Origin of the sequence: Nocardia puris (genome assembly GCF_003315035.1) — a bacterium.
GTDB lineage: Bacteria > Actinomycetota > Actinomycetes > Mycobacteriales > Mycobacteriaceae > Nocardia > Nocardia puris.
Genome location: NZ_QNRE01000001.1, coordinates 778,673 through 804,568 on the forward strand (window position 1 = coordinate 778,673; position 25,896 = coordinate 804,568).

Sequence of the window (25,896 nt, forward strand, 5' to 3'; positions counted from 1 at the left end):
AACGTTGTACTTCGAGGGCCGATGACCGAACTCGACCTCGGCGCGCTCCGCGCGTTCACCGCCGCGGCGGAGGAGCGACAGTTCAGCCTCGCCGCCGCCGTGCTCGGCATCAGCCAGCAGGCGGTGTCGAAGCGGATCGCGAAACTCGAGACCGACCTGGGTGTGCCGCTCTTCGACCGGGTACCCGCCGGGATCGTGCCCACCAGGGCCGGCGCGCGGCTGCTCCCGCACGCGCGGTCGCTGCTGGCGCTCGCCGACGACGCGGTCGCCGCCGTGCGCGCCGACCCGCGCCCGCTGCGGGTGGCGATGCTGGGCGAGCGGCAGGCCACGATGCGCTCGGTGCGGTACTACCTCGACCGGCATCCCGAGACCGACACCGAGATCGTGCTGTCCAACGCGTTCAACACCTCGCGGGAGGCGCTGCTCAGCGGGCGCGCCGACGCGGCGTTCGCCCGCGCGCACGGCGGTCCGCGGCCACTTCCGCGGCGTATCCACGCGGTGGCGGCGTATGTGGAGCCGCTGCACCTGCTGGTCGGCCGCGAGCATCCGCTCGCGGGGAAATCAGCTGTCGCGCTGGACGATCTGCGGGACCACCCGGTGTGGGTGCCCGGCGCGTCGGTGCCGTCGGAATGGCGCGACTTCTACGAGCGCCTGGCGGAGGCCGGCGGCATCACGATCGACACGGCCGCGCGAGCGGAGCGGTTCACCGCCGTCGACACCAGCCGCGGGCCCGCGCCCATCACGGCGCTCGTGGATCTGATCGCGACCTCCGATCACCTCGCGACGTTCAGCGGCGACGGGTTCCATAATCCCTGGCATCCGCACTTGCGGCGGGTGCCGATCGTGGATCCGACCCCCGCGTACCCGCACGCGCTGCTGTGGGACAGCACCAACGGGCACCCCGGGCTGGCGCATCTCGTGGCGCACTTCGCGGAGCACTACAACCGCGACGAGGCGGCCGAGTGCTGGGTCCCCGACGCCGATCGCGCGCTGTTCGGCGTGGGGACCTGACCGCGCTCAGAGGTGGGATTCGAGGGCGTCGGCCTCGGCACGCAGGCGCCCGGCCCGGTCGGCGCTGCCGCTAGCGTCGTATTCGGTGGCGGCGGAACGGCGTTCGGCGATCTCGGCGCGGACGACGGCTTCGATGTCGGATTCGCTGAGGGTGCGCCGCGCGACCTCCGCGCTGCCCACGCCGACGGGGCTGCCCTCGAGGGCGCCGGCGCGCCGGTCACCGAGGTCGACGGCGCCGGCGTTGTCGATTGCGCCCAGCGCCGAGCGCAGCGCCGAGATGGCCGCTCCGTCGCGCGCTTTGATCGCCGCGGGCAGCGCGGCGCGAAGCCGGTCCCGTAAGGGCAGGGTGCGGTAGGTGGACATGGATTCCTCCGATCGTGCGCCGGGCGGCGGGACGAGCCCGCCCGGAAGGGTGGTCAGGGCGTGACGATCGCGAAATCCGGGTCGGGTTCGTCGAGCATGCTCACCAGCGCGGCGAGCGTGGTGGGGTCGCCGTCGATCACGATGTCGCCCGCGGCGACGGCGACGCCGAAGTCCTCCCCCGCGAGCAGCACGCGGATCAGCGTGGGACGGGTGAGCGTGAACTCGGTGTCGGGAGCGGGCAGCGGCACCTCGGCGGGCTTGTCGTAGTGGCTGAGCCTGCCGTTGCGCAGTTCCACCCGGTGGACGCGCTCCTCGTCGGTGAAGCGCCAGTCGGTCACCACCCGGGCTTCCCACGCCTTCGGGCCGTCCACGCGCAGCGCCAGCGCGTCGAAGATCTGCTCGACCGTGAGCGCGGCCAGCACCGACGGCGCGTCGGTGCTCGTGGGCGTGCCGAACGATCCGTACCGCAATTCGTAGGCGCCGCTGAGGTAGAAGTTGCGCCAGGTGGCGTTCTCCGCGCCGTAGCCGAGTTGTTCGTAGGTGGCGGCGAGCAGATCCTTGGCCTCGTCGTTGTGCGGATCGGCGAACACCACGTAGTCGACGACCTGCGCGACCCACCGGAAATCGCCGTCCGCGTACGACTTGCGCGCCTTGCGCAGCACCTCCTCGGCGCCGCCCATGAATTCCACGTGACGGCGGGCGGATTCGACCGGCGGGTGCGGCCACAGGTGCGCCGGGTTGCCGTCGAACCAGCCCAGATAGCGCTGGTAGATCGCTTTGACGTTGTGGTTCACCGAGCCGTAGTACCCGCGCGCGTGCCACGCCCGCTCCAGCGCGGGCGGCAGCGCGAGCTGTTCGGCGATCTCGGCCCCGACGTAGCCCTGGTTCAGCAGGCGCACCGTCTGGTCGTGCAGGTACCCGTACAGATCCCGTTGCAGGCCGAGGTATTCCACCAGCCGGTCGGTACCCCACACCGGCCAGTGGTGCGAGGCGAACACCACGTCGGAGCGGTGGCCGAACAGGGTGATCGTCTCGGTGAGGTAGGCCGCCCACGCGTGCGGGTCGCGCACCTGCGCGCCGCGCAAGGTCAGTAGGTTGTGCAGGGTGTGGGTGGCGTTCTCGGCGGTGCACAGCGCCCGGTGGTCGGGGAAGTAGAAGTTCATCTCCGCGGGCGCCTCGGTGCCCGGGGTGAGCTGGAAGATCATCCGCACACCGTCGACGGTGAGCTCCTGCCCGGTCTCGGTGATGTCGACGGTCGGTGCGATGAGAGTGACCGAGCCGAGCGAATTGGTCTGGCCGAGACCGGCACCCACCTGTCCCAGCGGACCGCGCGGCAACACCGCCCCGTACATGTAGGCGGCGCGGCGCGCCATGGCCGGGCCCGCGAAGACGTTCTCCGACACGGCGTGTTCGAGGAAGCCGACGGGCGCGATCACCGGAATCCGGCCCGACGTGGCGTCCTCCGGCGCGGCGACGGCCAACGCGCCGCCGAAGTGATCGACGTGCGAATGGGTGTAGACCAGCCCGGTGACCGGCCGGTCACCGCGATGCGCGCGATACAGCCGGAGCCCGGCCGCGGCCGTCTCCAGGGACACCAGCGGGTCGATGACGATCACGCCCCGCTCCCCTTCGACCAGCGTCATGTTCGACAGGTCCAGTCCCCGGATCTGATAGATCCCCGCCGTCACCTCGAACAGGCCCTGCTTCGCCGCGAGGCCGGACTGCCGCCACAGGCTCGGGTGCACCGAATCGGGGCAGGGTTCACGCAGGAACGCGTAGGAGTCGTTGTCCCACACCACCGAACCGTCCTCGGAGGTGACCGCGCCCGGTTCCAGCGCCGCGACGAACCCGCGGTCGGCGTCGGCGCGGTCGGTCTCGTCGGTGAAGGGCAGTTCCTCCGCCGCGCGCCGCTGCCGGGCGACGATCGCGTCGCTCGGCCGGGTCACCTCACCCATCGTGTCCTCCTCGATCCGTGCCGTTACCCGTCCACAGCCCCCGATCCGCTCAGCCCGGTGGTTGCACCGCCCCCACATAGGTCGCGACACCGCCGGCGAACAGCACGGCCACCGTCGTCGCGGCGACGACGCGGTTCGCCCGGTCGCGGTGCCCGGTGCGCAGGCGGTGGCTGCGCACCATGCCGGCGACGGCGACGGCGACCAGCGTGAGCGCGGCGGCGATCGGGGCGAGCGCGGCGCCGCGCCACCCGCTGGTGAGCGCGTAGGCGACGAACAGCGCGGCCACGACCACCGCGCCGAGCGCGGTGCGCCGCCAGGCGAGCGCGGTGCGCTCCGGGACCAGAGTGGAATCGCGGATGCTCATCGCAGCAGCACCGCCACGCCCGCGAGGACGGCGACGACCCCGACGCCCGCCGAAAGTATCGGCACCAGCAGGGTTTCCGGCAGCGGATCACCGCGCCGCATGGCCCGTCCGACCCGCCGCCAGTTGAAGTACGCGCCGACGGCCACGATCACCGCGAGCACGACGCAGCTCACGGCCAGCGCGCGGCGCAGCCCCGCGAGCTCGAAGCTCTGCACCAGGGTGTGCACGGCGACGCCACCGGCCAACAAGCCGAGCGAGGTGCGCATCCACGCGAGGAACGTGCGTTCGTTGGCGAGGGTGAAGCGGTAGTCGATGACGTCCTCGCCGTCCTCCGATTCCGAACCCACGTCGGGCAACGTCATCGCGCACCCACGGGGAATTCGAACGCCGGCTCGCCCAACCATGCGCGGGCCACCTCCGTGGTGACCACACCGTCGCCAGGATGCACGGGAATCACTCCGTCTCTGGTCCGTTCCGGGCCGCGGGCAAACCGACCGCAACGCCAGACTAACGGCAGACCGGACGGCCGTCCACGAGCCTCGCCGACGCGTCCACCATGCCGGTGACCACCGGTTTTCACGCCGCTTGCGGGCCGGTGAACTGCGCATCGGCATGCGGGCGCGCGTGACCCGCCCACGTTTCAGGACCGCCGACGCCGTCCCGAGGAACCCTCTGTGGTCAGCGGGCGAGGGCACCACCGGATCCGCGGTGCGTGCCACCACGCCGTCGCGCTCGAGGTGGCGCGGGGTGCGAGTGAGCGTCTGGTGGTGCAGGCCGTCGATCTCACGGCCCGGTTCGATGATCCGCTCGCGGCCGACGCCCGTGCTGCCGGACTGCGCCGGAGTCCTCCGCCCATCGGATACCGGGGTCGCCCGGTTCTGGTCCGCCCGATCGCGTTCGGGCACCGTAGGAGTCGGCGCCCCGCCTTCGTTCAGGCGCGCGGGTGGGCCTGGTCGTGCACCTTCTTGAGTCGTTCGATCGACACGTGGGTGTAGAGCTGGGTCGTCGCCATGCTGGCGTGGCCGAGGAGTTCCTGCACGACGCGCAGATCCGCCCCGCCCTCCAGCAGGTGCGTCGCGGCGCTGTGGCGCAGGCCGTGCGGGGCGATGCTCGGCGCCCCCGGGATCGCCGAGACGACCTCGTGTACCACGGTTCTCGCCTGCCGCTGGTCGAGGCGCTTGCCGCGGCGGCCGAGGAGCAGGGCGCGGCCCGAGTGCGCCGTCGCCAGCGCCGGGCGGCCGTGGTGCAGCCACTCCCCCATCGCCTGATCGGCGGGGCCGCCGAACGGGACCGAGCGCTCCTTGTTGCCCTTGCCCAGCACCCGGATCAGCCGGCGTTCCCGGTCCACGTCGTCGATGTCCAGCCCGCACAGCTCGCCCACCCGGATGCCCGTCGCGTACAACAGCTCCACGATGAGCCGGTCCCGCAACGCCATCGGATCGTGCTGGGCCGCACCGGATTCCGCCGCGTCCATGGCCTCGATCGCCTGTTGCCTGCCGAGGACGGCGGGCAGCGTGCGGTGCGCCTTCGGCGCGCCCAGCCGCAGACCCGGGTCGGCGCTCAGCCGTCCGGTGTCGGTCAGCCACGCCGTGAACGTCCGCGCCGAGGACGCTCGCCGCGCCATCGTGGTGCGGGCCGCGCCCTTGGCCGCCAGCTCCGCCAGCCAGGACCGCAGCAGGCCCAGATCCAGTTCCCGCACCGACGAATCCGCCGACCGCGTGTACAGGTGCGCCATCAGCGACCGCGCGTCCCCCAGGTAGGCGCGCACCGTGTGCTCCGACCGGTTCCGCCCCAGCCGCAGATGCCGTCCGTACTCGGTCAGCAGCGCTTCCAGATCCTCCGGCAGTGACTCCACCCCACCACCGTCGCGTCCACCGCACCGCTTGGCAAGCCCACGCGCCGAACCTCCGCCACCACGGTCGGAAGCCGCGAAGATCGCGTCCACCGGCTCGTACGGCCGCGCGATCGGCACAGCGATCCGCTCCCGGTGCACATCGGTCACCGCTTTCGGACTCGCGGCGCGCGTCCACCCGCGGTCGATCCCGCAAGTCCGCACAGCTGCGCTCGTCGTGAAGACCGGTCTGGATGCCGGGAGCATCGTGAACCGGCGGACGCCAGCCGTTGCGCGCGAACGACCACCGGTCTCGCGCCACGGTTGCGGGCGCCGCACCCGCCACCGAGCATGCCTGCGCGAGCGCGCGCCACAACGTCGCGCCGAAGACGGTCAGAACGTTCATCAGCCGGTCCTCCCGCGCACGCTTCGGCTGGGCTCGGTTCGGTGCCAGCCCGTTTCGTCCAGGCCGACCAAGCCCGCGAGTTCCATCGCGACCAGCGCGGCGCGGATGGTGTGGAGGGGCAGGCCGGTGGTGCGGAGGAGTTCGTTGGGGAGGCGGGAGCCGACGGCGGGCAGGGCCGCGTAGACGGTGGCTTGATCGCCCGCGAGGCCGGCCGGGATGTCCGGGGCCGCGGGCGCGACACCCGGCAGCGCCAGGTGCAGCGGGCCCGCTTCGTCGATCACGTCTTCGGCCGAGGTGACCAGGTGTGCTTCGCCGTCGCGGATCATGCGGTGACAGCCGGTGGACGACAGCGAGGTGACGGGCCCGGGGATCGCCAAGGCCGGGCGGCCCAGGCGGCGCGCCCATTTCACGGTGTTGCGCGCACCGCTGCGCAGCCCGGCTTCCACGACGAGCACGCCGTCGGCGAGGGCCGCGATGAGGCGATTCCTGGCCAGGAAATGATGCTTGCGGGCGGGTACGCCGGGTGGGTATTCGCTGACCACCAGGCCGGTGTCGGCGATCGCGCTCAGCAGGCGGTCGTGCTGGGCCGGGTAGGGCCGGTCGACGCCGCAGGCCAGCACCGCGATGGTGGGACCGCCCACGGCCAGCGCCGCGCGGTGCGCCATCGCGTCGATGCCGAACGCCGCGCCGGAGACGATGGTCCACCCTTGTGCCGCCAAGTCGCCGGCGATCTCGGCGGCTACGCGATCGCCGTACCCGGTACTGCACCGCGCGCCGACCACGGCCAGCGCGCGCTCACTGGATTCCAGCAGCGACCGCGGCCCGCGCACCCAGAGCACCAGCGGCACCGCGCCTTCCGCGTCCCGACCCGTGTCGAGCTGGCCCAGCCCGAGCAGGCGCCATGCGGGCCACTCCGGGTCGTCGGGGGTGACCACCCGGCCACCGATCCGCGCCATGGTTTCGAGATCCGCTGCCGCCGAATCGATCCCGCGCCGCTGCCGCGTGGGTCCGCGCAGCGATCCAGGCAGCTCGCGCTCCCGCACCGCGCGGGCCGCCTCCACCACGCCGACCGATTCGATCAACGCCGACAGCGGCGCACACGGCCCCTCCACCACACGCGAGAGGTACACCCACGCCAGCCGCCGCTCCTCGACGGCACCGGCCGTGGACCCCGTACCGGGCGGGACCGCTTCGACGGTCGCCCCGATCTCGGCGTCACGCCGCCCGCCCGCGCCCGACACCGCCGAGGCTTCCCCGCGATCTTCCGTCACCACGCACTCCGCGACAGCACCCGCATCACGCCCAGCACCGCGCACCGCCGCAGGAACACCGCGCCCACTCTCTACCCCGCACTCCGCACCAGAGTCCACCCCGCACCGCACATCGCCACCGGACACCAACCCGACACCACCGCGCCCGCCTCGCACCCCGCACTCCGCGACAGCGACCGCCTCGCACCCCGCACCCGCACCAGGCACCGCGGCATCACCGCGCCCACCCGCTTCCCCACACTCCCCACCAGCGTCCACCCCGCACCTCACGCCACCACCGGCCATCGCGGCACCATCGCCGCGCCCACCCGACACGCAGCGCGCTACGGCCTCCTCATCGCATCGCGCGACCTCACCGGACGTCACCCCGCCCGCACCCCGCCCGCCCGGCACCATGCACTCCGCAACGGCTTCCCCACCGCACGCCACACCCTCACCCGACACAGCCCCGGCACCCTCACCGCTGCTCACTGCGCACCTCGCTGCCGGAAGTTCAACGCCAGCATGACGTCCTGGGCGCTGGGCACGTCACCGCCGCGCAGGTCGCAGATGGTCCAGGCGACGCGGATGGCGCGGTCGGCGCCGCGCGCGGACATCCGGCCGGTGCGCAGCGCCGCCTCGACAGGGGCGACGGATTCGCGGGGCAGGCGGAAGCGTTGGCGCAGTGCGTGTCCGGGCACCTCGGCGTTGGTGCGCCAGCCGAACTCGCGCCAGCGGTGCAGCGCCGCCGCGCGGGCCGCGCCGACGCGTTCGCGGACCACGGCGCTGCTCTCGGCGGCCTCCGAACTGAACGTGGCGCCGGCCTGGCCGTGCATCTGCACCCAGATGTCGATGCGATCCATCAGCGGGCCGGACAGCTTGCCCAGGTAGCGGCGGCGGGCCAGTGGTGCGCAGATGCAGTCCACGTCGCGCGCGGGCGCGCAAGGGCACGGGTTGGCCGCGAGAACGAGCTGGAAGCGGGCCGGGTACCTGGCCACGCCGTCGCGCCGCGCGATCCTGACCTCGCCCTCCTCCAGCGGAGTGCGCAGGGCCTCCAGCACTTTCGTGCCGATCTCCGCGCACTCGTCCAGGAACAGAACGCCGCGATGGGCGCGGCTGACCGCACCCGGGCGGGCCGCCGGAGAACCGCCGCCGACCATGGCGGTAGCCGACGTCGAGTGGTGCGGGGCGACGAACGGCGGTGCGGTGACGAGCGGGTGGTCCCCCGACAGCGCGCCGGCCACCGAGTGGATGGCCGTCACCTCCAGCGCCTCGGCCTCCGACAACGGCGGGAGCAGACTCGGAAGCCGCTGCGCCAGCATGGTTTTCCCGATCCCGGGCGGCCCGGTGAGCAGCAGGTGGTGGCCGCCCGCCGCGGCCACCTCGAGCGCCCATCGCGCCTCGTCCTGCCCCACCACCTCGCTGAGATCGCCCTGCGCGGTGACGACGTCGGGCACCACGCCGTCGGGTTCGGACAACTCGCCCTCACCTCGCAGCCACGCGATCACCTGCCGCAGGCTGGGCGCACCGAGCACATCGATGCCGTCCACCAGCCCCGCCTCGCCGAGCGCGGACTCCGGCACGATCGCGGCCGTCCAGCCCGCGTTGCGCGCCGCGATCACCGCCGGCAGTACGCCGCGCACGCGGCGCACCCGCCCGTCCAACGCGAGCTCTCCCAGCAGGACGGTCTTCGCCAAACGCTCCGAAGGCACCGAACCGGCCGCGTCCAGGACGGCGATGGCGAGCGCCAAGTCGTACACGCTGCCGTTCTTGGGCAAGGTCGCCGGGGACAGCGCGAGCGTCACCCGCCCGTCGGGCCACTTCTCGCCGGTGTTGGCGACGGCCGCGCGGACCCGGTCGCGGGATTCGGCGAGCGCGGTGTCGGGCAGCCCGACCAGGTGCACCGACGGCAGCCCTTGCCCGATATCGGCCTCGATCTCCACGAGTTGACCGTCCACCCCGGTGACCGCGACGGAGTGGGCGCGCCCGAGCGCCATCAGAACACCGCCTCGAGGTGCCGGACCTCGGGCTGGCGCCCCCGGATGATCAGCACCGAGACCACGTCGAACCGGATGCGCCGCCACGGCCCGTCCTGTTCGGCCAGCCAGAGCAGCGCCAGCCTGCGGATGCGCTGCTGTTTGGCGAAGGTGACCGCCTCGGCGGGTGTGCCGAAACCGAAACCGGTCCGCGTCTTCACCTCGACGAAGGCCGTGGTGTCGGAGGTGCGGGCGATCAGATCGAGTTCGCCGTACCGGCAGCGCCAGTTCCGCGCGACGATCTCCATCCCCGCGGCCACCAGATACCGGGCCGCGAGTTCCTCCCCGTATGCGCCGAGCGCCTGTTTGTCTGCCACCCGACGAGCGTCGCCCACCGGCCCGGACCCGGCACCGCGCCGACCTGGGCGAACATCAGCCCTGTGGACGGCCGTGGATCTGTGGACAACCCCGCGCGCGACCGGTCGGCCCGGCCGCGCCGCGCGTTAACCTACTCGGGAAGCCGCAGGTCGGGCTTCTCCAGCTCTTCGATGTTCACGTCCTTGAACGTGATGACCCGCACGTGTTTGACGAACCGGGCGGGCCGGTACATGTCCCAGACCCACGCGTCGCTCATCCGCACCTCGAAATACACCTCGCCATCGGCGTTCTGCGGGCGCAGCTCGACGGTGTTGGCCAGGTAGAAGCGACGCTCGGTCTCCACCACGTACGAGAACTGACCGACGATGTCCTTGTACTCGCGATACAGCGAGAGCTCCATCTCGGTTTCGTACTTCTCGAGGTCCTCGGCACTCATCGGGTGGAATGTCCTCCTTCTCGCCGCACTGCGTCGTCTGCGGACATCATCGCGCATGGGCGGCGTCGGTAGCCACTCGGCCGTCTCCGACAGCGTCTTCCGCGGCCGTTCGGACCGCGTCGGCGACCCTCGAACCCGAGGTCATGGCCAATGCTTCCCGCACGTTCCGCCACGAACGGCGGTGTTCGTCACATGGTCCGAGCGCGTTCAGCGCGGCGGTGTGCTCGGGCGTGTTGTAGCCCTTGTGCGCCGCGAAGCCGTATCCGGGGTGGCGCGCGTCCAGCTCCACCATCATCCGGTCCCTGGTCACCTTGGCCAGGATGCTGGCCGCCGCGATGCAGGCCGCCGCGCCGTCACCACCGATGACCGGCAGTGACGGCACCGGGATACCGGGCACCCGGAATCCGTCGGTGAGCACATAGCCGGGCGTGTGCCCGAGCCCGGCGACGGCGCGGCGCATGCCCTCGATATTGGCCACGTGGATGCCGATCGCGTCGATCTCCCACGACGGGACCACGACGACCTTCCAGGCCAGCGCCAGCCGCGTGATCACCGGGAACAATTCCTCGCGCGTGGCCTCGGTGAGCTTCTTGGAGTCGTCGAGCCCGGCGAGCTTGTCGTAGGACTTGGGCGCGAGCAGACAGGCCGCCACCACCAGCGGACCCGCGCACGGACCGCGCCCCGCCTCGTCGACGCCGGCCACCGGGCCCAGACCGCTGCGGATCAGCGCCGCTTCCAGCGTGCGCAGCCCCGACGCCTTGCGCATCACGACACGCGGCGGCCATGTCCGGCCCGCCGTCACTGCGTTTCCCACTCCGGCTCGCCCCACCGTTCGATTATCCTGCGACCGCGCCCGTCAGTTCGTCTGCGGGTTCTGCGAACCCACCGTGCCGATCCGGGTCGGCGGCCAGATCTTCACGATCGTCTTGCCGCGGACGTTGTCGACGGGGACGGTGCCGGTCAGATCGTCGCGCACGTGGAAGCGGGAGTCCGACGACTGGTTGCGGTTGTCGCCCATCACCCACAGGTGGCCCTCGGGCACCTCGATGGGACCGAATTCCCGCCCGCTGACGGGGCAACCGACACCCGCGCACTGGCCGGGGGTGTACGGGAAGTCATAGACGGCGTACGGCTCGTCCAGGGGTTTGCCGTCGACCAGCACCCGGCCCTGTTCGTCGCAGCACTGCACGGTCTGGCCGCCCACCGCGATCACGCGCTTGACGAGATCGTTCTCGTCGGGCGGCACCAGGCCGAAGAAGGAGAGGAAGTTCTGGAGTCCGCGGATCACGACGTTGTCGGAGCGGATGGACTGGTACCGCTCGTTCCAGGACGGCGGTCCCACGAAGACGACCACGTCGCCCGGCTGCGGCTCGCCACTGCCGTAGTAGCTGATCTTCTGGACGTAGATGCGGTCGCCGATCTGGAGGGTCTCCTCCATCGACTGGGACGGGATCACATACGGCCGCCCGACGAACGTGACCATCAGCGCCGCGATGACGGCGGCGATGACGATGAGAATCGGCAGTTCCTGCCAGAAAGGACGCTGCTTGCGCTGCTTGCGCTGCTTCTTGTTCCGGCGCCTACCGCGCCGCCCCGGCTCCTCGTCTCCCGACCCGGACACCGACACCGACTCACTCTCGTCTGCCACGCCGAACAGACTAGCCCGGCACCATGACTGACGTATGGTGCCGGGCCAGAAGAGATCATTCGTGCCGGTTCAGGCCGAAGCGCTCAGCGCTTCTCCTTGATCTTGGCCGCCTTACCGCGCAGCTCACGCAGGTAGTACAGCTTCGCCCGGCGGACGTCACCGCGGGTCACGACGTCGATGTGGTCGATGTTGGGGCTGTGCACCGGGAAGGTGCGCTCCACGCCGACACCGAACGACACCTTGCGGACGGTGAAGGTCTCGCGGATGCCACCGCCCTGGCGACGGATCACGACGCCCTTGAAGACCTGGATGCGCTCCTTCGAGCCTTCGATGACCTTCACGTGCACATTCAGGGTGTCGCCCGGACGGAAGTCGGGGACATCACTGCGCAGCGACTTTTCGTCGACGAAGTCAAGGGTGTTCATTTTCATCCTTCTGGAGTTCGCGCGAACAGAGGACCCTGGCGGCACCTGCGTGCTCGACCGGTTCATGCTCCGAATTAGGGGGATGCTTCCGGGGTCGAACTAGCATCCGGGGCAACCCGAGCATTGTGCCAGATCAGACAGGGGCCGGGAAAATCGGCCCCGTCAGTGATCGGCGCGTTCGGGCCAGAGCGCGTGCAGGTGGTGCCGGTGATGGTGCGGCGAGGGCGGGGCCGGGATCACCGTACGGGTGAGTTCGGCCTCGGCCGCCGTGCGCACGTGCTCGACGTTCGGTTTACCGGCCACCAGGTCCTGCACGAAGATCTTCGCGCGGATCACGGGCCTGCGATAGCGGCGTTCCCGCACGATCGCCCGGTACATCAGCCGCCTGCGGTCGGCGTAACGCCAGCGCGCCCACGGCGCACCCGGCCTGCTCAGCCGCGACGCACCCACGATCAGCAGCGGCGGGAAGAACATGCCGAACAGGCCGGTCCAGATCTTGCCCTTCGCGATGACGATCGCGGCCAGCACCAGGTTGACGATCGCGAACACCACGATCAGGCCGCGCGCCCAGCCGTCGGCGGTGTCGCGGAAGTCGTTGATCTCCAGCAGCGACAGCGGGTGGAAACCGAGCAGCAGCAGACCCGTCACCGCCAGCGCGACGAACACGGCGTCCACCGAGGTGCGGCCCTGCTCCTCCCAGTAGACGTCCTTCAGGTAGTAGATGAGCGCGAACTCGTCCAGCACCAGGGCCGCGCCGACGCCGAACGCGGCCGCCAGTGCCGAGGACGTCCACCGTTCGGCGTCCTCGGCCACCGCGACCAGGCCCAGCCCGGAGCCCAGCACCAGCACCACGCCGAACACCATGTGGTGCACGTGCACGTCACCGGCGCGCAGATTCCCCGGCCACCACCGCACCTTCGCCCGGATCATCCGGACGCTGAGCCGGATGAACAGGAACCCGATGATGAATCCGAGCAGGAAACACAGCAGCGGCAGGCGGCCGTACGCGATCACATCGTCTTCGAGCCACCGCCGCATGGCCGCCTCCGCCGCCGCCTACTGTCCGAAACCAGCCCGGCGCAGCGCATCCGCCATGGAACCGCTCGGCGCGGGGGCGTTGCGCCGTGGCGAGCCCTGGGTGCGGCCCTGCTGCTGCCGACCCTGACCATTCTGCCGTGCCTTGCCGTCCCCGCGCCCGCCTCGGCCGTCACCGCGACCACCGCCACCCTCGCCGCGACCGCCCTGGCCGCGCTGGGACGCGGGCTTGCCCGCCTGGCCGGGCTCGTCGTCCAGGCGCAGCGACAGCCCGATGCGCTGCCGGGCGACGTCGACCTCGAGCACCTTCACCTTCACCACGTCACCGGACTTGACGACTTCGCGCGGGTCCTTGACGAAGGAGTGCGACATGGCCGACACGTGGACCAGTCCGTCCTGGTGCACGCCCACATCCACGAACGCGCCGAACGCGGCGACGTTGGTGACCACGCCCTCGAGCACCATGCCCGGCTCCAGGTCGGCGACCTTCTCCACGCCCGCGGCGAACTCGGCGGTCTTGAACTCCGGGCGCGGGTCGCGGCCCGGCTTGTCCAACTCGCTGATGATGTCGGTGACGGTCGGCACGCCGAACTTCTCATCGGTGAAATCGGCCGGGCGCAGGCCTTTCAGCACCGTGGAATTGCCGATGATCTCCTGCACGTCGCGGCCGGTGCGCTCCACGATCCGGCGCACCACCGGGTAAGCCTCCGGGTGCACGGCGGAGGAGTCGAGCGGGTCGTCACCGCCGCGAATGCGCAGGAAGCCCGCGCACTGCTCGAACGCCTTCGGGCCCAGCCGGGGCACGTCGAGCAGGGCGGTGCGGCTGCGGAACGGACCGTTCTGATCGCGGTGCGCGACAATGCTTTCCGCGACCGAGGACGCGATACCCGACACGCGCGAGAGCAGCGGCACCGACGCCGTGTTCACGTCCACACCGACCGCGTTCACCGCGTCTTCGACCACGGCGCCCAGCGAGCGGGCCAACAGTGTCTCGGACACGTCGTGCTGGTACTGGCCGACGCCGATGGACTTCGGATCGATCTTCACCAGCTCGGCGAGCGGGTCCTGCAGGCGGCGCGCGATCGACACCGCGCCCCGCAGCGACACATCCAGCTCCGGCAGTTCCTGCGACGCGTACGCCGACGCCGAGTACACCGACGCGCCCGCCTCCGACACGACGATCTTGGTGGGCTTGTTGCCGCCCGCCGCGCCGATGCGGTTGATGAGTTCGGCGGCGAGGGCGTCGGTTTCGCGTGACGCGGTGCCGTTGCCGATCGCGATCAGCTCCACGCCGAACCGGGCGACCAACGCGCCCAGCACCGCGAGGGACTTCTCGGTCTGACCCTGCGGCTTGTGCGGGTAGATGACCTCGGTGGCGACGACCTTGCCGGTGGCGTCCACCACCGCGACCTTCACGCCGGTGCGGTAGCCCGGGTCCAGGCCCATGGTGGCCCTGGTGCCCGCGGGTGCGGCCAGCAGCAGATCGCGCAGGTTGGTGGCGAACACGTCGACGGCGTCCTTCTCCGCCGCCTGCCGCAACCGCATCCGGGTGTCGATGCCCAGGCTCACCTGGAGCTTGGTGCGCCACGCCCAGCGGACCGTGTCGAGCAACCAGGAATCCGCCGGGCGGCCCCGGTCGGCGATGCCGAAGCGCGCCGCGATTCTCGTCTCGTACACGGTGCGCTCACCCGGCGCCGGCTCCTCGGTGTCGGGCTCGAGGTGCAGGGTGAGCACCTCCTCCTTCTCCCCGCGCAGCAGCGCCAGCACGCGGTGCGAGGGCAGCTTGTTGAACGGTTCACTGAATTCGAAGTAGTCGGCGAACTTCGCGCCCGCCTCCTCCTTGCCGGGCCGCACCGAGGAAGTCAGCTGACCCCGGTTCCACATCAGTTCGCGCAGCTCACCGACCAGGTCCGCGTCCTCGGCGAACCGTTCCACCAGGATGGCGCGCGCACCGTCGAGCTGTTCGGCGGTGTACTGCGCCGGATCGGTGGACGGGTCGGTGATCAACGCGTCGGCCACCGGCTCGTGCCCGGCCTCGCGCGCGATCTGCGCCTTGGTCCGCCGCTTGGGCTTGTACGGCAGGTAGATGTCCTCCAGCCGCGCCTTCGTCTCGGCGAGCATCAACTGCTTGTGCAGCTCGGCGTCGAGCTTGCCCTGGCTCTTGATCGACTCGATGATCGCGCCGCGACGCTCGTCCAATTCCCGCAGATAGTGCAGCCGCTCGTCCAGCGTGCGCAGTTGCGCGTCGTCGAGGCCGCCCGTCACCTCCTTGCGGTACCGCGCGATGAACGGCACGGTCGACCCGGCGTCGAGCAACTCGACGGCGGCGCGCACCTGACTCTCGCGCACCCCGAGTTCCTCGGCGATGCGCCTGCCCACACTGGCGAGGGCGGCGGTCGGCGCGGCGGTGTTCGACTCTGAACTGGCGATCTCAGGCGCTGTCGTCACGCCCACAGACTAGTCCGCCGCCGCGCGACCGCTCGCCGGGTGTGGGTGCGGCGGAGCCGATCGTGGGCTGTCGCCCGGATCGCGGCGGATCAGGCAACCTGTCCACGTGCTCGGCGAGATCGCCTGCCGGCGTGCGCACCTCGCGAGGACCGGGCCGCCTCACGCGTCGCCGAGCAATTCCTTTGCGATCTCCCGCATTTCGGCCTTGCGAATCTTGCCGGTGACCGTCATGGGGAACTCGTCGACGAGGTGGACGTACTTGGGGATCTTGAAGTGGGCGAGTTTGCCGGCGCAGAACTCGCGCAGGGACTCGGCCGTGAGCGGGGCGGCGCCGTCGCGCAGGCGAACCCACGCCATCAGCTCCTCGCCGTACTTCGGATCGGGGACGCCGATGACTTGCGCGTCGACGATATCGGGGTGGGTGTAGAGGAACTCCTCGATCTCGCGGGGGTAGATGTTCTCGCCGCCCCGGATGACCATGTCCTTGATGCGACCCGTCACCGCGATGTAGCCGTCGGCGTCCATCACGCCGATGTCTCCGGTGTGCATCCAGCGGGCGGCGTCGATCGCCTCGGCGGTCTTGTCGGGCTGTTCCCAGTAGCCGAGCATGACCGAGTAACCGCGCGTGCACAGTTCGCCCGGTTCCCCGCGCGGCACGGTGAGACCCGTTGCGGGATCGACGATCTTGACCTCCAGATGCGGGCCGACGCGGCCCACGGTGGCGGTGCGCCGGGTGAGGTCGTCGTCACGGCGGGTCTGGGTGCTCACCGGGGAGGTCTCGGTCATGCCGTAGCAGATGCACACCTCGTGCATGCCGAGCCGGTCGATGACCCGTTTCATCACCTCGACCGGGCATGGCGAACCGGCCATGATCCCGGTGCGCAATCCGGTCAGATCGGGTGCGGCGCCGGACTTCTCGAGCTGACCGTCCAGCTCCGCCAGCACGGCGATGAACATCGTCGGCACACCGTAGAGCGACGTGCAGCGTTCTGCGGTGACGGCCGACAGGGTCGCGGCCGGATCGAACGACGGGGCCGGGATCACCACGGCCGCACCGTGACTGGTCGCGGCGAGGTTGCCCATCACCATGCCGAAACAATGGTAGAACGGCACCGGCACGCAGATCCGGTCCTGTTCGGTGTATCCGCACAGCTCACCCACGAAATACCCGTTATTGAGGATGTTGTGGTGGCTGAGCGTCGCGCCCTTCGGGAAACCCGTGGTGCCCGAGGTGTATTGGATGTTGATCGGGTCGTCCGCCGACAGCGTCGCCTCGATCTCGGCCAACCGGTCGCCGTCGGCCGATGTACGCGCGACCTCGTCCCACTCCGGGCTACCGAGGATCAGCACCTGTTCCAGCCCGGGGCATTCCGGCCGGACCTCCTCGATCATCGCCACGTAGTTCGACGTCTTGAACTCCGGTGCGGCGATCACCATCCGGACCCCGGCCTGCCGCAGCACGTACCCCAATTCCGAGGTGCGGTACGCGGGGTTGACGTTCACCAGGATCGCGCCCAGCGCGGCGGTCGCGTACTGGGTGAACACCCACTCCGCGCAGTTCGGGGCCCAGATGCCGACCCGGTCACCCTTGCCGATGCCGCGCCGGGCCAGTCCGGTCGCGACGGCGTCGACGGCCGCCAGCAGCTCGCGATAGGTCCAGCGCCGGCCGGACGGAACGTCCACCAGCGCTTCGCGATCCGGATGCGCGGCCGCCGTGCGCCGCAGGTTCGTGGCGATGGTGTCACCCAGCAGCGGCGCGTCGGAGACGCCGGAGGCGTAGCTCGGCACGGCGATCATCACGCCACTCCCTGCTGACGCAGCACGAACCGCTGCACCTTGCCGCTGGGTGTCTTCGGCAGCGATTCGACGAACCGCACCCGGCGCGGATACGCGTGCGCCGCGAACTTGTCCTTGACCAGCTGCTGCAACTCGGCGGCCAGCTCCGGTGTGCCTTCGACGCCGGGGCGGGGCACCACGAACGCCTCCAGCACTTCGCCGCGCAACTCGTCGGGCAGGCCGACGACCGCGGCCTCGGCTACGTCATCGTGCAGGACCAGCACGCTCTCCACCTCGAACGGGCCGATGCGGTAGCCCGCCATGATGATCACGTCGTCGTCGCGGGCGGAGAAGTGGAAGAAGCCGTCGGCGTCGCGGGAGCCGGCGTCGCCGGTCAGGTACCAGCGGCCGTCGGCGGTGTAGCGCTGCGCGGTGCGCTCCGGGGCGTCGAGGTAGCCGAGGAACCACAGCAGCGGGCTTTGTTCGGTGTCGATGGCGACGCGGCCGAGTTCGCCGGGCGCGGCTTCCACATCGGCGTCGTCGGACAGCACCGCGCACGACCAGCCCGGCAGCTGCCTGCCCATGGAACCGAGCGGGGCGGCGGAGTCCAGATCCTCGTGCCAGGCGTTGCAGATGACCATGCCGTGCTCGGTCTGGCCGTAGTGATCGCGCACCGCGACGCCCAAGTGGCGCTCCGACCAGGCGACGACCTCCGGCGTGAGCGGCTCGCCCGCCGAGGACGCGCGGCGCAACGCGATACCGGTGGGCACGGAGTCGTCGGCGCGCAGCGCGCGGTAGACGGTCGGAGCGGCGGCGAAGTTCGTGACGCCGAACCGTTGCAGCACCTCCCACGTCAGCGACGGGGAGAAGCCCGCGTGCAGCAGCAGGCTGCGGGTGCCCGAGGCCAGCGGCGCGAGGATCGCGTAGTACAGCCCGTAGGCCCAGCCCGGATCGGCGGCGTTCCAGAACACGTCGTCGGGGCGGACGTCGAGCGCGAACTCCTGGTAGGCGTGGAACGAAGCGAGCGAGCGCACCGGGATCGGCACGCCCTTCGGGGTGCCGGTGGTGCCGCTGGTGAACAGCTGCACCAGCAGTCCGTCACCGCCGACCGCGACGGCGGCCGCCCGCGGATCGTCGGCGGCGTGGTTCTCCATCAGATCGGCGAAGCTCAGCGCGTCGGCACGGACGTCCGCGCCGGATCCGCCCACCACGGCCAGCCGCCACGGCACCTCGGCCGCGATGTCGTCGCCGGGCGCGAGCTTGGCCGCCTGGTCGGCGTCGGCGAGCACCAGCGCGGCGCGGCTCGCGTCCAAGCGGAATGCGATCGCGGGCGGCGCGAACGCCGTGAACAGCGGCACGTGCACCGCGCCGCGACGCCAAATGCCGAGCAGCGCGACGATCAGCTCCGCCGACTTGCCCATCAGTGTGGCGACCCGATCGCCCGGCTCGATGTCCAGCCCGGCCAACGCCGCCGCGAAGCGGGCCGAGCGCTCGCGCAGCTCACCGTAGGTGAGATCGGTGGCGCTCAGATCCGCCTCGATCACCGTGAACGCGACGGCGTCGGCGGGATGCCGGTCGCAGAGCAGTTCCGCCGCACAGGCGTCGGGTCCGTCGTAATCCGCCAGCAGCGCGCGCACCCGCGCGTCCGGATCGGTGCTCATGCTTGCTCTCCTCGTTGGTGATCCAGGCCACCCTGGTGTCCACTAGGATGTGCGGCACATCACGTTCGTTACTACCCCCGAAAAGGGGTGAGTCCCCATGACCACCACTCACCTGCTCCGCCCGCGCGACGGTGACGCGCTGCGCGCCGAGATCCGCTGGGTCGCAAGCCGGGCCGGTGTACCCGTGCTGTTCGGCGGTGAAGTGCACGAGGACACGCTGCTGCTCACCGAGTTCGTCGGGACCATGACCAACGGGTTGCGCGGGCTGCCGGTGCGGCGCTCCTCCGGGCTCGGCGGACGCGTCATGGAGATGCGGCGGCCCGCGTCGGTCGCCGACTACCGGCGGGCCTCGTCGATTACGCACCACTACGACGGGCCCGTGTCGGGCGAGGGCATCCGGTCGGTGCTGGCGGTGCCGGTGGTGGTGGACGACCGCACCCGCGCCGTGCTGTATGCCGCCACCCGCGGCGGCAGCCCGATGGGCGACCGCACCGCCGACCTCATGGTGCTGGCCGGGCAGCGGCTGGCCACCGAGTTCACCATTCGCGACGAGGTGGACCGGCGGCTGCGGCTGCTCGAATCGGTGACTCCCGCCGCCGCCACCGCGCCCGCCGTCACCGAGGAACTGCGCGATATCAACGCCGAACTGCGCTCGGTGGCGCGCGCCCTGCCCGACGACAACGACCTACGCGACCGGCTGCACCGCGTCTGTGCCCGGCTCACCCGCGTCCTCACCGGCGAGCCCGCCCCCGACGCGCCGCGCCTGTCCCGCCGCGAACTCGACGTGCTCGCCGAGATCGCGCTCGGCTGCACCAATCAGGAAGCCGCTCAGCGTCTTTCACTGCGGCCGGAGACGGTGAAGAGTTATCTGCGCAACGCGATGACGAAGTTGGACGCGCACTCCCGGCACGAAGCGGTGGTGACGGCGCGGCGGCTCGGCCTGCTGCCCTGAGCCGGGAGATGACCGTGCGGCGCGACGCTCGGTCGACGCGGCCGGGCCGCTGAGGCGCCGGATGGACTTCGACACGGGGATGGCGGCCGGAGAGGCGAGTACGCACTGCCGGGCCGGATGCACGGCGAGTGTCGCCCTGACAGTTCAGCGGCGCGACAGGTTTCGCATCCCGAGCTCCACGATCGCGAATCTGTCGCTCTCGTCGCAGAAATCGATCTCACAGCGCCTCGCGGAGGCGTCCGATCCGCCCGCTCGACCTGAACGCCGCCTGATGTCCGGACGGCCTACCGCTCCTCCGGGGGCAACAGGTCCGGGCGTCTTTCTCGTGTGCGTTCGAGGGATTGTTCGCGGCGCCAGGCGGCGACCTTGGCGTGGTCGCCGGAGAGGAGGATCGGGGGGACCTCGAGGTCGCGCCACACCACGGGGCGGGTGTAGCTGGGGCCTTCGAGGAGGCCGTCGGAGAACGAATCCTCTTGGTGGGACTGCTGATTGCCCAGCACGCCGGGGAGCAGGCGCACCACGGCCTCGGTCATCACCAGCACCGCCGCCTCGCCCCCGATGAGGACGTAGTCGCCGATGCTGACCTCCTCGACGCGCACGCGGCGGGCGGCGTCGTCGAAGACGCGCTGATCGATGCCCTCGTAGCGGCCGCAGGCGAACACCAGGTGCCGCTCGTCCGCCCAGCGGTGCGCGGTGGCCTGCGTGAACGGCACGCCCGCCGGGGTAGGGACCACCAGCAGGGCGTCGTCGGGGCACACCTCGTCCAGGGCGTCACCCCACACGGTGGGCTTCATGACCATGCCGGGGCCGCCGCCGTAGGGGGCGTCATCGACGGATTTGTGCACGTCGTGCGTCCAGCGGCGCAGATCGTGCACGTCCACGGAGATCAGGCCCTTGTCGATGGCCTTGCCGAGCAGGGCCGTGCGCAGCGGGTCCAGGTACTCGGGGAAGATCGTGACGACATCGATCCGCATGGTCACTCCGGATCGAGCAGACCCTCGGGCGGGTCGATGACCACCACGCCCTCGGCGAGCGACACCGTCGGCACGATCGCGGTGACGAACGGGATCAGGATCTCGCGCCCGTCGTCGGCGGCGCGCACCGACAGCAGTTCGCCCGCCGCCGAATGCAGCACCTCGGTGACCGTGCCCACCTCCGACCCGTCGGTGAGCCGCACCGCGAGACCTTCGAGTTCGTGGTCGTAGTACTCGTCCGGATCGTCCGACGGGGGCAGATCCTCGCTGTTCACCACGAACAGGGTGCCGCGCAGGGCGTCGGCGGCGGTGCGATCGGACACGCCCGCGAGAAACACCAGAAGCCGGCCCGAGTGCTCGCGGGCCGACTCCACGGTGAAATCGCGGACCTGCGACGAGCGCGGCAGGCGGCCACGCAGGGTGGCGCCCGCCGCGAAACGCTCGTCGGGCCGGTCGGTGCGGATCTCGACGACGAGTTCGCCGCGCACACCGTGCGATTTGGCGACCCGCCCGACGACGAGTTCCATCCGATTACTGGTCGGTGTCGACCACGTCGACCCGGATGCCGCGGCCGCCGATACCGGCGACCAGGGTGCGCAGCGCGGTGGCGGTGCGCCCGCCGCGGCCGATGACCTTGCCCAGGTCCTCGGGGTGGACGTGCACCTCGACGGTGCGCCCGCGGCGGCCGGTGATCAGCTCGACGCGGACGTCCTCGGGATTGGCGACAATGCCGCGCACCAGGTGCTCCACGGCATCGGCGACGACCGCGCTCACGACTCCACCTCGCTGGCGCTCGGCTCCGCCGTGAGCCCGGTGGGCGCTGTGTCGATGGTTCGCTCGCTGCGCTCGTTCACGATTACTCGGCAGCCTCGGTGGCGGCCTCGGCCTCGGCGGCGTCGTCCTTCTTGGCCTTCTTCTTCGGGGTGACGGCCTCGGCGACCGGCTCGTTGTCGGCGGCGGCCAGCGCGGCGTTGAACAGATCCAGCTTGGACGGCTTGGCGGCCTTCACCTTCAGGGTGCCCTCGGCGCCCGGCAGGCCCTTGAACTTCTGCCAGTCGCCGGTGATCTCCAGCAGGCGCTGCACGGCCTCGGTCGGCTGCGCGCCCACGCCCAGCCAGTACTGCGCGCGCTCGGAGTCGATCTCGATCAGCGAGGGCTCTTCCTTCGGGTGGTACTTGCCGATGGACTCGATGGCCCGGCCGTCGCGGCGGGTGCGGGCGTCGGCGATGACGACGCGGTACTGGGGGTTGCGGATCTTGCCCAGGCGGGTGAGCTTGATGCGAACAGCCATGCTGATCTGCCTCTTTCAGGTAGTTGGTCACCGCGCGATTCAGCGACCCGCACGGTCTGCGAGCCCGGTTTCACGCTTGAAGTGTGTGACCGCCGCGCGGTACGTAACCGGAGACGGGCTGACACTGTCCATGAGGACGGTCGATCATTCTGCCAGACCGGGCGCGGTCTGCCGAAATCGCCTCCCGGTGGGGTCCTCTCAGACGGTCGGGTCTGCCCTCAGCCAGCCATATGGCGTCACACTCGACCCGGCCGTATCCGGCGTGTGCCAAAGGGGCGGCCGAGCACCGATGCGCTCGTACCGACGGCGCCGACACAGCTCACCGGTGGGCTGTCACCGGGTTGGCGCGGGGGTAGGCGTGGCCGCGGAGGACCACGTGAGCCGGGGTGGTGAGGGTGGCGAGGTTGGTGCGGGGGTCTTCGGGGTAGACGACGAAGTCGGCGGGGGCGCCTTCTTCGATGGTGCTGTGGCCGAGCCAGGTGCGGGCGTGCCAGGAGGCGGCGCCGAGGGCGTCGTGGGGGGAGAAGCCGGCCTCGGTGAGGGCGGTGATCTCGTCGGCGATGCGGCCATGGTGGATGGAGCCACCCGCGTCGGTGCCGGTGTAGATGGGGATGCCGGCGTCGTGGGCGTCGGCGATGGTGCGGCGGACGCGGCGGTGCAGGTCGCGCATGTGCGCGGCGTACACGGGGAACTTGCCCGCGCTGTCGGCGATATCGGGGAAGGTGTCGATATTGACGAGGGTCGGCACCAAGGCCGTGCGGTGCTCGACCATCAGCTCGATGGTCTCGTCGGTGAGGCCGGTGCCGTGTTCGATGCAGTCGATGCCCGCCTCGAGCAGGCCGGGCAGTGCATCCTCGCCGAACACGTGCGCCGTGACGCGCGCGCCGTTGGCGTGGGCGGCGTCGATCGCCTCCTTCAGCACGGCGTCGCTCCACAGCGGGCGCAGGTCGCCGACGGATCGGTCGATCCAGTCGCCGACGATCTTGACCCACCCGTCGCCGAACCGCGCCTGCTCGGCGACGATCTCCGGCAGGTCGCGCTCGTCGTCGAGTTCGATGCCGAGTTCGCGGATGTAGCGCTTGGGCCGCGCGATGTGCCTGCCCGCGCGGATGATGCGCGGCAGGTCCTCGCGCTCGTCGATGAACCGGGTGTCGATCGGGGAGCCCGCGTCGCGCAACAGCAACGCGCCCGCGTCGCGTTCGGTCTCGGCCTGCGCGATCGCGCCCTCGCGAGTCTCGTCGCCCCCGCCGTACCGGATGCCGACGTGGCAGTGCGCGTCCACCAGACCGGGCACGATCCACCCTGTGTCGCACAGGGTTTCGGCGCCGGGCACCGGCTCGAAGGTCACCCGCCCGTCGCGCACCCACAGGTCGCGCACCTCGTGACCGGGCAGAACAACACCACGCAGATGCATCGGCAACCTCCTCGCGAGTCGGCTCCACCGAACCTACTCCGCCCGTGAAGTCGACGACCACCCACACACGGGGGTACGCCACCCCGACCCGGCATGCACAGACCGGACCGGTTCCAGCCTTCCACCCCCCGACATGAGATCCGATCGCGCCGGGCCGGGTCCGACGGGCACAGCTCCGCCCGGCCGGAGCAAACACCCGAGCCATCGCGCCCGGTCACCGGCACCGAAGCGGTGCATCGTCGATGCCCACGCTCACCCGAGCGCACCGCCGCGACCTACCCACACCGCCCGTGAGCGGTCCCTCGACACGGCACCTGGACGCCGACGGCCCCTACTGCTTGGGGAACTTGAGCTTCGACAGATCGAACCCGTCCAACCCCGGCGGCAGCTGGTCGAGCCCCGCGGGCATGTTCGACAGGTCGGGCATCCCGGCGGGCATGCCCGGCATCCCCGGGAACCCACCGCGCACCTTCGGCGGTGTGGGGCCGCGCCCGCCCTTCTTGCCCTTCTTCCCCTTCTTGGCGTTGCGGCGGTTGGCGCCGGGCAGGCCCATCTGGCGGCCCATGCTCGCCATCATCTTCTTGGCCTCGAAGAACCGGTCCACCAACTGGTTGACGTCGGAGACCTGCACACCCGAACCATTGGCGATGCGCAGGCGGCGGGAGGCGTTGATGATCTTCGGGTTGGCGCGCTCGGCGGGCGTCATACCGCGGATGATGGCCTGCACCCGGTCCAGCTGCCGGTCGTCGACGGCGGCCAGCGCGTCCTTCATCTGGCCCGCGCCGGGCAGCATGCCGAGCAGGTTGCCGATCGGGCCCATCTTGCGGATGGCCAGCATCTGCTCGAGGAAGTCCTCGAGGGTGAGCTCGCCGCTGCCGATCTTGCGCGCGGCCTCCTCGGCCTGCTGCGCGTCGTAGACCTGTTCGGCCTGCTCGATGAGGGTGAGCACATCGCCCATGCCGAGGATGCGGCTGGCCATGCGGTCGGGGTGGAAGACGTCGAAGTCCTCGAGCTTCTCACCGGTGGACGCGAACAGGATCGGCGCGCCGGTGACGTTGCGCACCGACAGGGCCGCACCACCGCGCGCGTCGCCGTCGAGCTTGGTGAGCACCACGCCGGTGAAGCCGACGCCGTCGCGGAACGCCTCGGCGGTGTTGACGGCGTCCTGGCCGATCATGGCGTCGAGGACGAACAGCGTTTCGTCGGGCTGCACGGCGTCGCGGATGCCCGCGGCCTGGCGCATGAGTTCCTCGTCGATGCCGAGGCGGCCCGCGGTGTCGACGATCACCACGTCGTACTGCTTGGCGTTCGCCTCCTCGACGCCCTGGCGCGCGACGGCGACCGGATCAGCCGCCGTGATGCCCAGCGGGTTCTCGCCACCGCCGACGGAGGTGCCGGGGTGCGGGGCGAACACGGGCACGCCCGCGCGCTCGCCGACCACCTGGAGCTGGGTGACGGCGCCGGGGCGCTGCAGGTCACAGGCCACCAGCAGCGGCTGATGCCCCTGGCCCTTGAGCCATTTCGCGAGCTTGCCCGCCAGGGTGGTCTTACCGGCGCCCTGGAGACCGGCGAGCATCACCACGGTCGGCGGGTTCTTGGCCAGGTTCAGCCTGCGGGTCTCGCCGCCGAGGATGCCGACGAGTTCCTCGTTGACGATCTTGACGACCTGCTGGGCGGGGTTCAGCGCCGCGGAGACCTCCGCGCCCTTGGCGCGCTCCTTGATCCTGGCGATGAAACCGCGCACCACGGGCAGCGCGACGTCCGCCTCGAGCAGGGCCAACCGGATCTCCCGGCACGTGGCGTCGATGTCGGCCGGTGACAGACGCCCCTTACCGCGCAGATCTTTCAGGGCACCGGTTAGCCGGTCGGACAGGGATTCGAACACCGATCGCGCTCCTGATCTCGAATGACGTCAATTGCCTCCCAGAGTAATGGGATCGTCCACCCGCCCGCGCGGGCGGTGCGTCATCGCGCGCGCTGGTCGAGCGAGCGGCGGCGCCGGGCGGCGGGCCCGCGATAGTCGTGGTTCTCCAGACCGACCATGGAGGCGGCCTCGCGTCCGGTGAGCCCGAGTTCCAGCGCGAGGTCGTCGAGCTCGGCCGTATCCACCTCGGCCGGTGGCGTTTTCGCGGCGACGGCGATGGCGATCGTCATGGCGGTGACCGCCTGGCGACCGGTCAGCGTGCGGCCGGGCAACCAGGACACGACCCAGCGGTCCTCGCCGACGCAGCGCGCCATGTGGGTGGTCTCGTCGCTGGTCATCAGCGATGCCGCCACCACCTGAATTGCCACCGGCCTGCTC

Annotated in this window: 25 protein-coding genes; 2 read left to right on the forward strand and 23 right to left on the reverse strand. The window is 70.9% G+C overall.

Annotated features, from left to right (window positions below; genetic code table 11):
* Nucleotides 1-21: 21 nt before the first annotated feature.
* Nucleotides 22-1,011 carry a LysR family transcriptional regulator gene (locus tag DFR74_RS03595; protein ID WP_067513822.1) on the forward strand — a complete coding sequence of 330 codons (990 nt, stop codon included), beginning with the start codon at nt 22-24 and terminating at the stop codon, nt 1,009-1,011.
* A 6-nt stretch (nt 1,012-1,017) separates the two neighbouring features.
* Here the strand turns inward: DFR74_RS03595 and DFR74_RS03600 are convergent, their stop codons facing one another.
* From DFR74_RS03600 to DFR74_RS03675, 16 genes are all read right to left on the reverse strand, one after another.
* Nucleotides 1,018-1,374: a GatB/YqeY domain-containing protein gene (locus DFR74_RS03600; RefSeq protein ID WP_067513821.1), complete on the reverse strand. Its 357-nt coding sequence runs from the start codon at nt 1,372-1,374 to the stop codon at nt 1,018-1,020.
* A gap of 53 nt (nt 1,375-1,427) precedes the next feature.
* Nucleotides 1,428-3,329 carry an alkyl/aryl-sulfatase gene (locus tag DFR74_RS03605; RefSeq protein ID WP_067513820.1) on the reverse strand — a complete coding sequence of 634 codons (1,902 nt, stop codon included), beginning with the start codon at nt 3,327-3,329 and terminating at the stop codon, nt 1,428-1,430.
* A 49-nt stretch (nt 3,330-3,378) separates the two neighbouring features.
* Entirely contained in the window at nt 3,379-3,693 is a 315-nt protein-coding gene (locus DFR74_RS03610) for a DUF202 domain-containing protein (protein WP_113974931.1), read from the reverse strand.
* Nucleotides 3,690-4,055, reverse strand: a complete 366-nt coding sequence (locus DFR74_RS03615) for a YidH family protein (protein WP_067514122.1) — start codon at nt 4,053-4,055, stop codon at nt 3,690-3,692. The genes DFR74_RS03610 and DFR74_RS03615 overlap by 4 nt, the downstream gene beginning before the upstream one ends.
* A gap of 569 nt (nt 4,056-4,624) precedes the next feature.
* Nucleotides 4,625-5,548: a tyrosine recombinase XerC gene (locus tag DFR74_RS03620; RefSeq protein WP_195126129.1), complete on the reverse strand. Its 924-nt coding sequence runs from the start codon at nt 5,546-5,548 to the stop codon at nt 4,625-4,627.
* A 381-nt stretch (nt 5,549-5,929) separates the two neighbouring features.
* Nucleotides 5,930-7,138 (reverse strand): DNA-processing protein DprA, encoded by a 1,209-nt coding sequence (gene dprA, locus DFR74_RS03625; RefSeq protein ID WP_067514145.1) that lies wholly within the window; start codon nt 7,136-7,138, stop codon nt 5,930-5,932.
* A 530-nt stretch (nt 7,139-7,668) separates the two neighbouring features.
* Nucleotides 7,669-9,177, reverse strand: a complete 1,509-nt coding sequence (locus DFR74_RS03630) for a YifB family Mg chelatase-like AAA ATPase (protein ID WP_067514123.1) — start codon at nt 9,175-9,177, stop codon at nt 7,669-7,671.
* Entirely contained in the window at nt 9,177-9,533 is a 357-nt protein-coding gene (locus tag DFR74_RS03635; RefSeq protein ID WP_067514124.1) for a YraN family protein, read from the reverse strand. Before DFR74_RS03635 ends, DFR74_RS03630 begins: the two co-directional genes overlap by 1 nt.
* A 131-nt stretch (nt 9,534-9,664) precedes the next feature.
* A complete protein-coding gene (locus DFR74_RS03640) occupies nt 9,665-9,970 on the reverse strand; it encodes a DUF2469 domain-containing protein (RefSeq protein WP_067514125.1) in 306 nt (101 codons plus the stop codon).
* Nucleotides 9,971-10,016: 46 nt separating this feature from the next.
* The gene (locus tag DFR74_RS03645) at nt 10,017-10,736 is read right to left on the reverse strand and encodes a ribonuclease HII (RefSeq protein ID WP_067514146.1); all 720 of its coding nucleotides are present in this window, start codon (nt 10,734-10,736) and stop codon (nt 10,017-10,019) included.
* Between the two features lie 90 nt (nt 10,737-10,826).
* Nucleotides 10,827-11,618: a signal peptidase I gene (gene lepB / locus DFR74_RS03650; protein WP_411719588.1), complete on the reverse strand. Its 792-nt coding sequence runs from the start codon at nt 11,616-11,618 to the stop codon at nt 10,827-10,829.
* Between the two features lie 83 nt (nt 11,619-11,701).
* Nucleotides 11,702-12,043 carry a 50S ribosomal protein L19 gene (gene rplS / locus DFR74_RS03655; RefSeq protein ID WP_067514127.1) on the reverse strand — a complete coding sequence of 114 codons (342 nt, stop codon included), beginning with the start codon at nt 12,041-12,043 and terminating at the stop codon, nt 11,702-11,704.
* A 162-nt stretch (nt 12,044-12,205) separates the two neighbouring features.
* On the reverse strand, nt 12,206-13,081 hold the full coding sequence (locus DFR74_RS03660) for a hypothetical protein (protein WP_067514128.1): 876 nt from the start codon (nt 13,079-13,081) through the stop codon (nt 12,206-12,208).
* An 18-nt stretch (nt 13,082-13,099) separates the two neighbouring features.
* Entirely contained in the window at nt 13,100-15,526 is a 2,427-nt protein-coding gene (locus tag DFR74_RS03665) for a Tex family protein (RefSeq protein ID WP_084538195.1), read from the reverse strand.
* 159 nt (nt 15,527-15,685) lie between these two features.
* On the reverse strand, nt 15,686-17,323 hold the full coding sequence (locus DFR74_RS03670; RefSeq protein ID WP_067514129.1) for an AMP-binding protein: 1,638 nt from the start codon (nt 17,321-17,323) through the stop codon (nt 15,686-15,688).
* Complete coding sequence (locus DFR74_RS03675) at nt 17,323-18,963, reverse strand: AMP-binding protein (RefSeq protein ID WP_067514130.1); 1,641 nt, start codon at nt 18,961-18,963, stop codon at nt 17,323-17,325. The genes DFR74_RS03670 and DFR74_RS03675 overlap by 1 nt, the downstream gene beginning before the upstream one ends.
* A 97-nt stretch (nt 18,964-19,060) precedes the next feature.
* Here DFR74_RS03675 and DFR74_RS03680 point away from each other — a divergent pair, with 97 nt between their 5' ends.
* Nucleotides 19,061-19,915 carry a helix-turn-helix transcriptional regulator gene (locus DFR74_RS03680; RefSeq protein WP_067514131.1) on the forward strand — a complete coding sequence of 285 codons (855 nt, stop codon included), beginning with the start codon at nt 19,061-19,063 and terminating at the stop codon, nt 19,913-19,915.
* A 284-nt stretch (nt 19,916-20,199) separates the two neighbouring features.
* On the opposite strand, the gene trmD is transcribed toward DFR74_RS03680, so the two are convergent.
* The 7 genes from trmD to DFR74_RS03715 form a co-directional block, all read right to left on the reverse strand.
* Nucleotides 20,200-20,889 carry a tRNA (guanosine(37)-N1)-methyltransferase TrmD gene (gene trmD, locus DFR74_RS03685; RefSeq protein ID WP_067514132.1) on the reverse strand — a complete coding sequence of 230 codons (690 nt, stop codon included), beginning with the start codon at nt 20,887-20,889 and terminating at the stop codon, nt 20,200-20,202.
* Nucleotides 20,890-20,891: 2 nt separating this feature from the next.
* Nucleotides 20,892-21,416 (reverse strand): ribosome maturation factor RimM, encoded by a 525-nt coding sequence (rimM, locus tag DFR74_RS03690; RefSeq protein WP_067514133.1) that lies wholly within the window; start codon nt 21,414-21,416, stop codon nt 20,892-20,894.
* A 4-nt stretch (nt 21,417-21,420) separates the two neighbouring features.
* Complete coding sequence (locus tag DFR74_RS03695) at nt 21,421-21,663, reverse strand: RNA-binding protein (protein ID WP_067514134.1); 243 nt, start codon at nt 21,661-21,663, stop codon at nt 21,421-21,423.
* An 82-nt stretch (nt 21,664-21,745) separates the two neighbouring features.
* Nucleotides 21,746-22,180 carry a 30S ribosomal protein S16 gene (gene rpsP / locus DFR74_RS03700; RefSeq protein ID WP_067514135.1) on the reverse strand — a complete coding sequence of 145 codons (435 nt, stop codon included), beginning with the start codon at nt 22,178-22,180 and terminating at the stop codon, nt 21,746-21,748.
* 319 nt (nt 22,181-22,499) lie between these two features.
* Nucleotides 22,500-23,594, reverse strand: a complete 1,095-nt coding sequence (locus tag DFR74_RS03705; protein ID WP_067514136.1) for a metal-dependent hydrolase family protein — start codon at nt 23,592-23,594, stop codon at nt 22,500-22,502.
* Nucleotides 23,595-23,925: 331 nt separating this feature from the next.
* Nucleotides 23,926-25,479 (reverse strand): signal recognition particle protein, encoded by a 1,554-nt coding sequence (gene ffh, locus DFR74_RS03710; protein ID WP_067514137.1) that lies wholly within the window; start codon nt 25,477-25,479, stop codon nt 23,926-23,928.
* An 80-nt stretch (nt 25,480-25,559) separates the two neighbouring features.
* The gene (locus tag DFR74_RS03715; protein ID WP_084538194.1) at nt 25,560-25,886 is read right to left on the reverse strand and encodes a hypothetical protein; all 327 of its coding nucleotides are present in this window, start codon (nt 25,884-25,886) and stop codon (nt 25,560-25,562) included.
* Between the last annotated feature and the right edge of the window lie 10 nt (nt 25,887-25,896).

Coding starts and splice junctions, on each gene's coding strand:
- DFR74_RS03595 (WP_067513822.1), top strand. CDS start 22: ATGACCGAACTCGACCTCGGCGCGCTCCGCGCGTTCACCGCCGCGGCG.
- DFR74_RS03600 (WP_067513821.1), bottom strand. CDS start 1,374: ATGTCCACCTACCGCACCCTGCCCTTACGGGACCGGCTTCGCGCCGCG.
- DFR74_RS03605 (WP_067513820.1), bottom strand. CDS start 3,329: ATGGGTGAGGTGACCCGGCCGAGCGACGCGATCGTCGCCCGGCAGCGG.
- DFR74_RS03610 (WP_113974931.1), bottom strand. CDS start 3,693: ATGAGCATCCGCGATTCCACTCTGGTCCCGGAGCGCACCGCGCTCGCC.
- DFR74_RS03615 (WP_067514122.1), bottom strand. CDS start 4,055: ATGACGTTGCCCGACGTGGGTTCGGAATCGGAGGACGGCGAGGACGTC.
- DFR74_RS03630 (WP_067514123.1), bottom strand. CDS start 9,177: ATGGCGCTCGGGCGCGCCCACTCCGTCGCGGTCACCGGGGTGGACGGT.
- DFR74_RS03640 (WP_067514125.1), bottom strand. CDS start 9,970: ATGAGTGCCGAGGACCTCGAGAAGTACGAAACCGAGATGGAGCTCTCG.
- DFR74_RS03645 (WP_067514146.1), bottom strand. CDS start 10,736: ATGCGCAAGGCGTCGGGGCTGCGCACGCTGGAAGCGGCGCTGATCCGC.
- rplS (WP_067514127.1), bottom strand. CDS start 12,043: ATGAACACCCTTGACTTCGTCGACGAAAAGTCGCTGCGCAGTGATGTC.
- DFR74_RS03660 (WP_067514128.1), bottom strand. CDS start 13,081: ATGCGGCGGTGGCTCGAAGACGATGTGATCGCGTACGGCCGCCTGCCG.
- DFR74_RS03670 (WP_067514129.1), bottom strand. CDS start 17,323: ATGATCGCCGTGCCGAGCTACGCCTCCGGCGTCTCCGACGCGCCGCTG.
- DFR74_RS03675 (WP_067514130.1), bottom strand. CDS start 18,963: ATGAGCACCGATCCGGACGCGCGGGTGCGCGCGCTGCTGGCGGATTAC.
- DFR74_RS03680 (WP_067514131.1), top strand. CDS start 19,061: ATGACCACCACTCACCTGCTCCGCCCGCGCGACGGTGACGCGCTGCGC.
- trmD (WP_067514132.1), bottom strand. CDS start 20,889: ATGCGGATCGATGTCGTCACGATCTTCCCCGAGTACCTGGACCCGCTG.
- rimM (WP_067514133.1), bottom strand. CDS start 21,416: ATGGAACTCGTCGTCGGGCGGGTCGCCAAATCGCACGGTGTGCGCGGC.
- rpsP (WP_067514135.1), bottom strand. CDS start 22,180: ATGGCTGTTCGCATCAAGCTCACCCGCCTGGGCAAGATCCGCAACCCC.
- DFR74_RS03705 (WP_067514136.1), bottom strand. CDS start 23,594: ATGCATCTGCGTGGTGTTGTTCTGCCCGGTCACGAGGTGCGCGACCTG.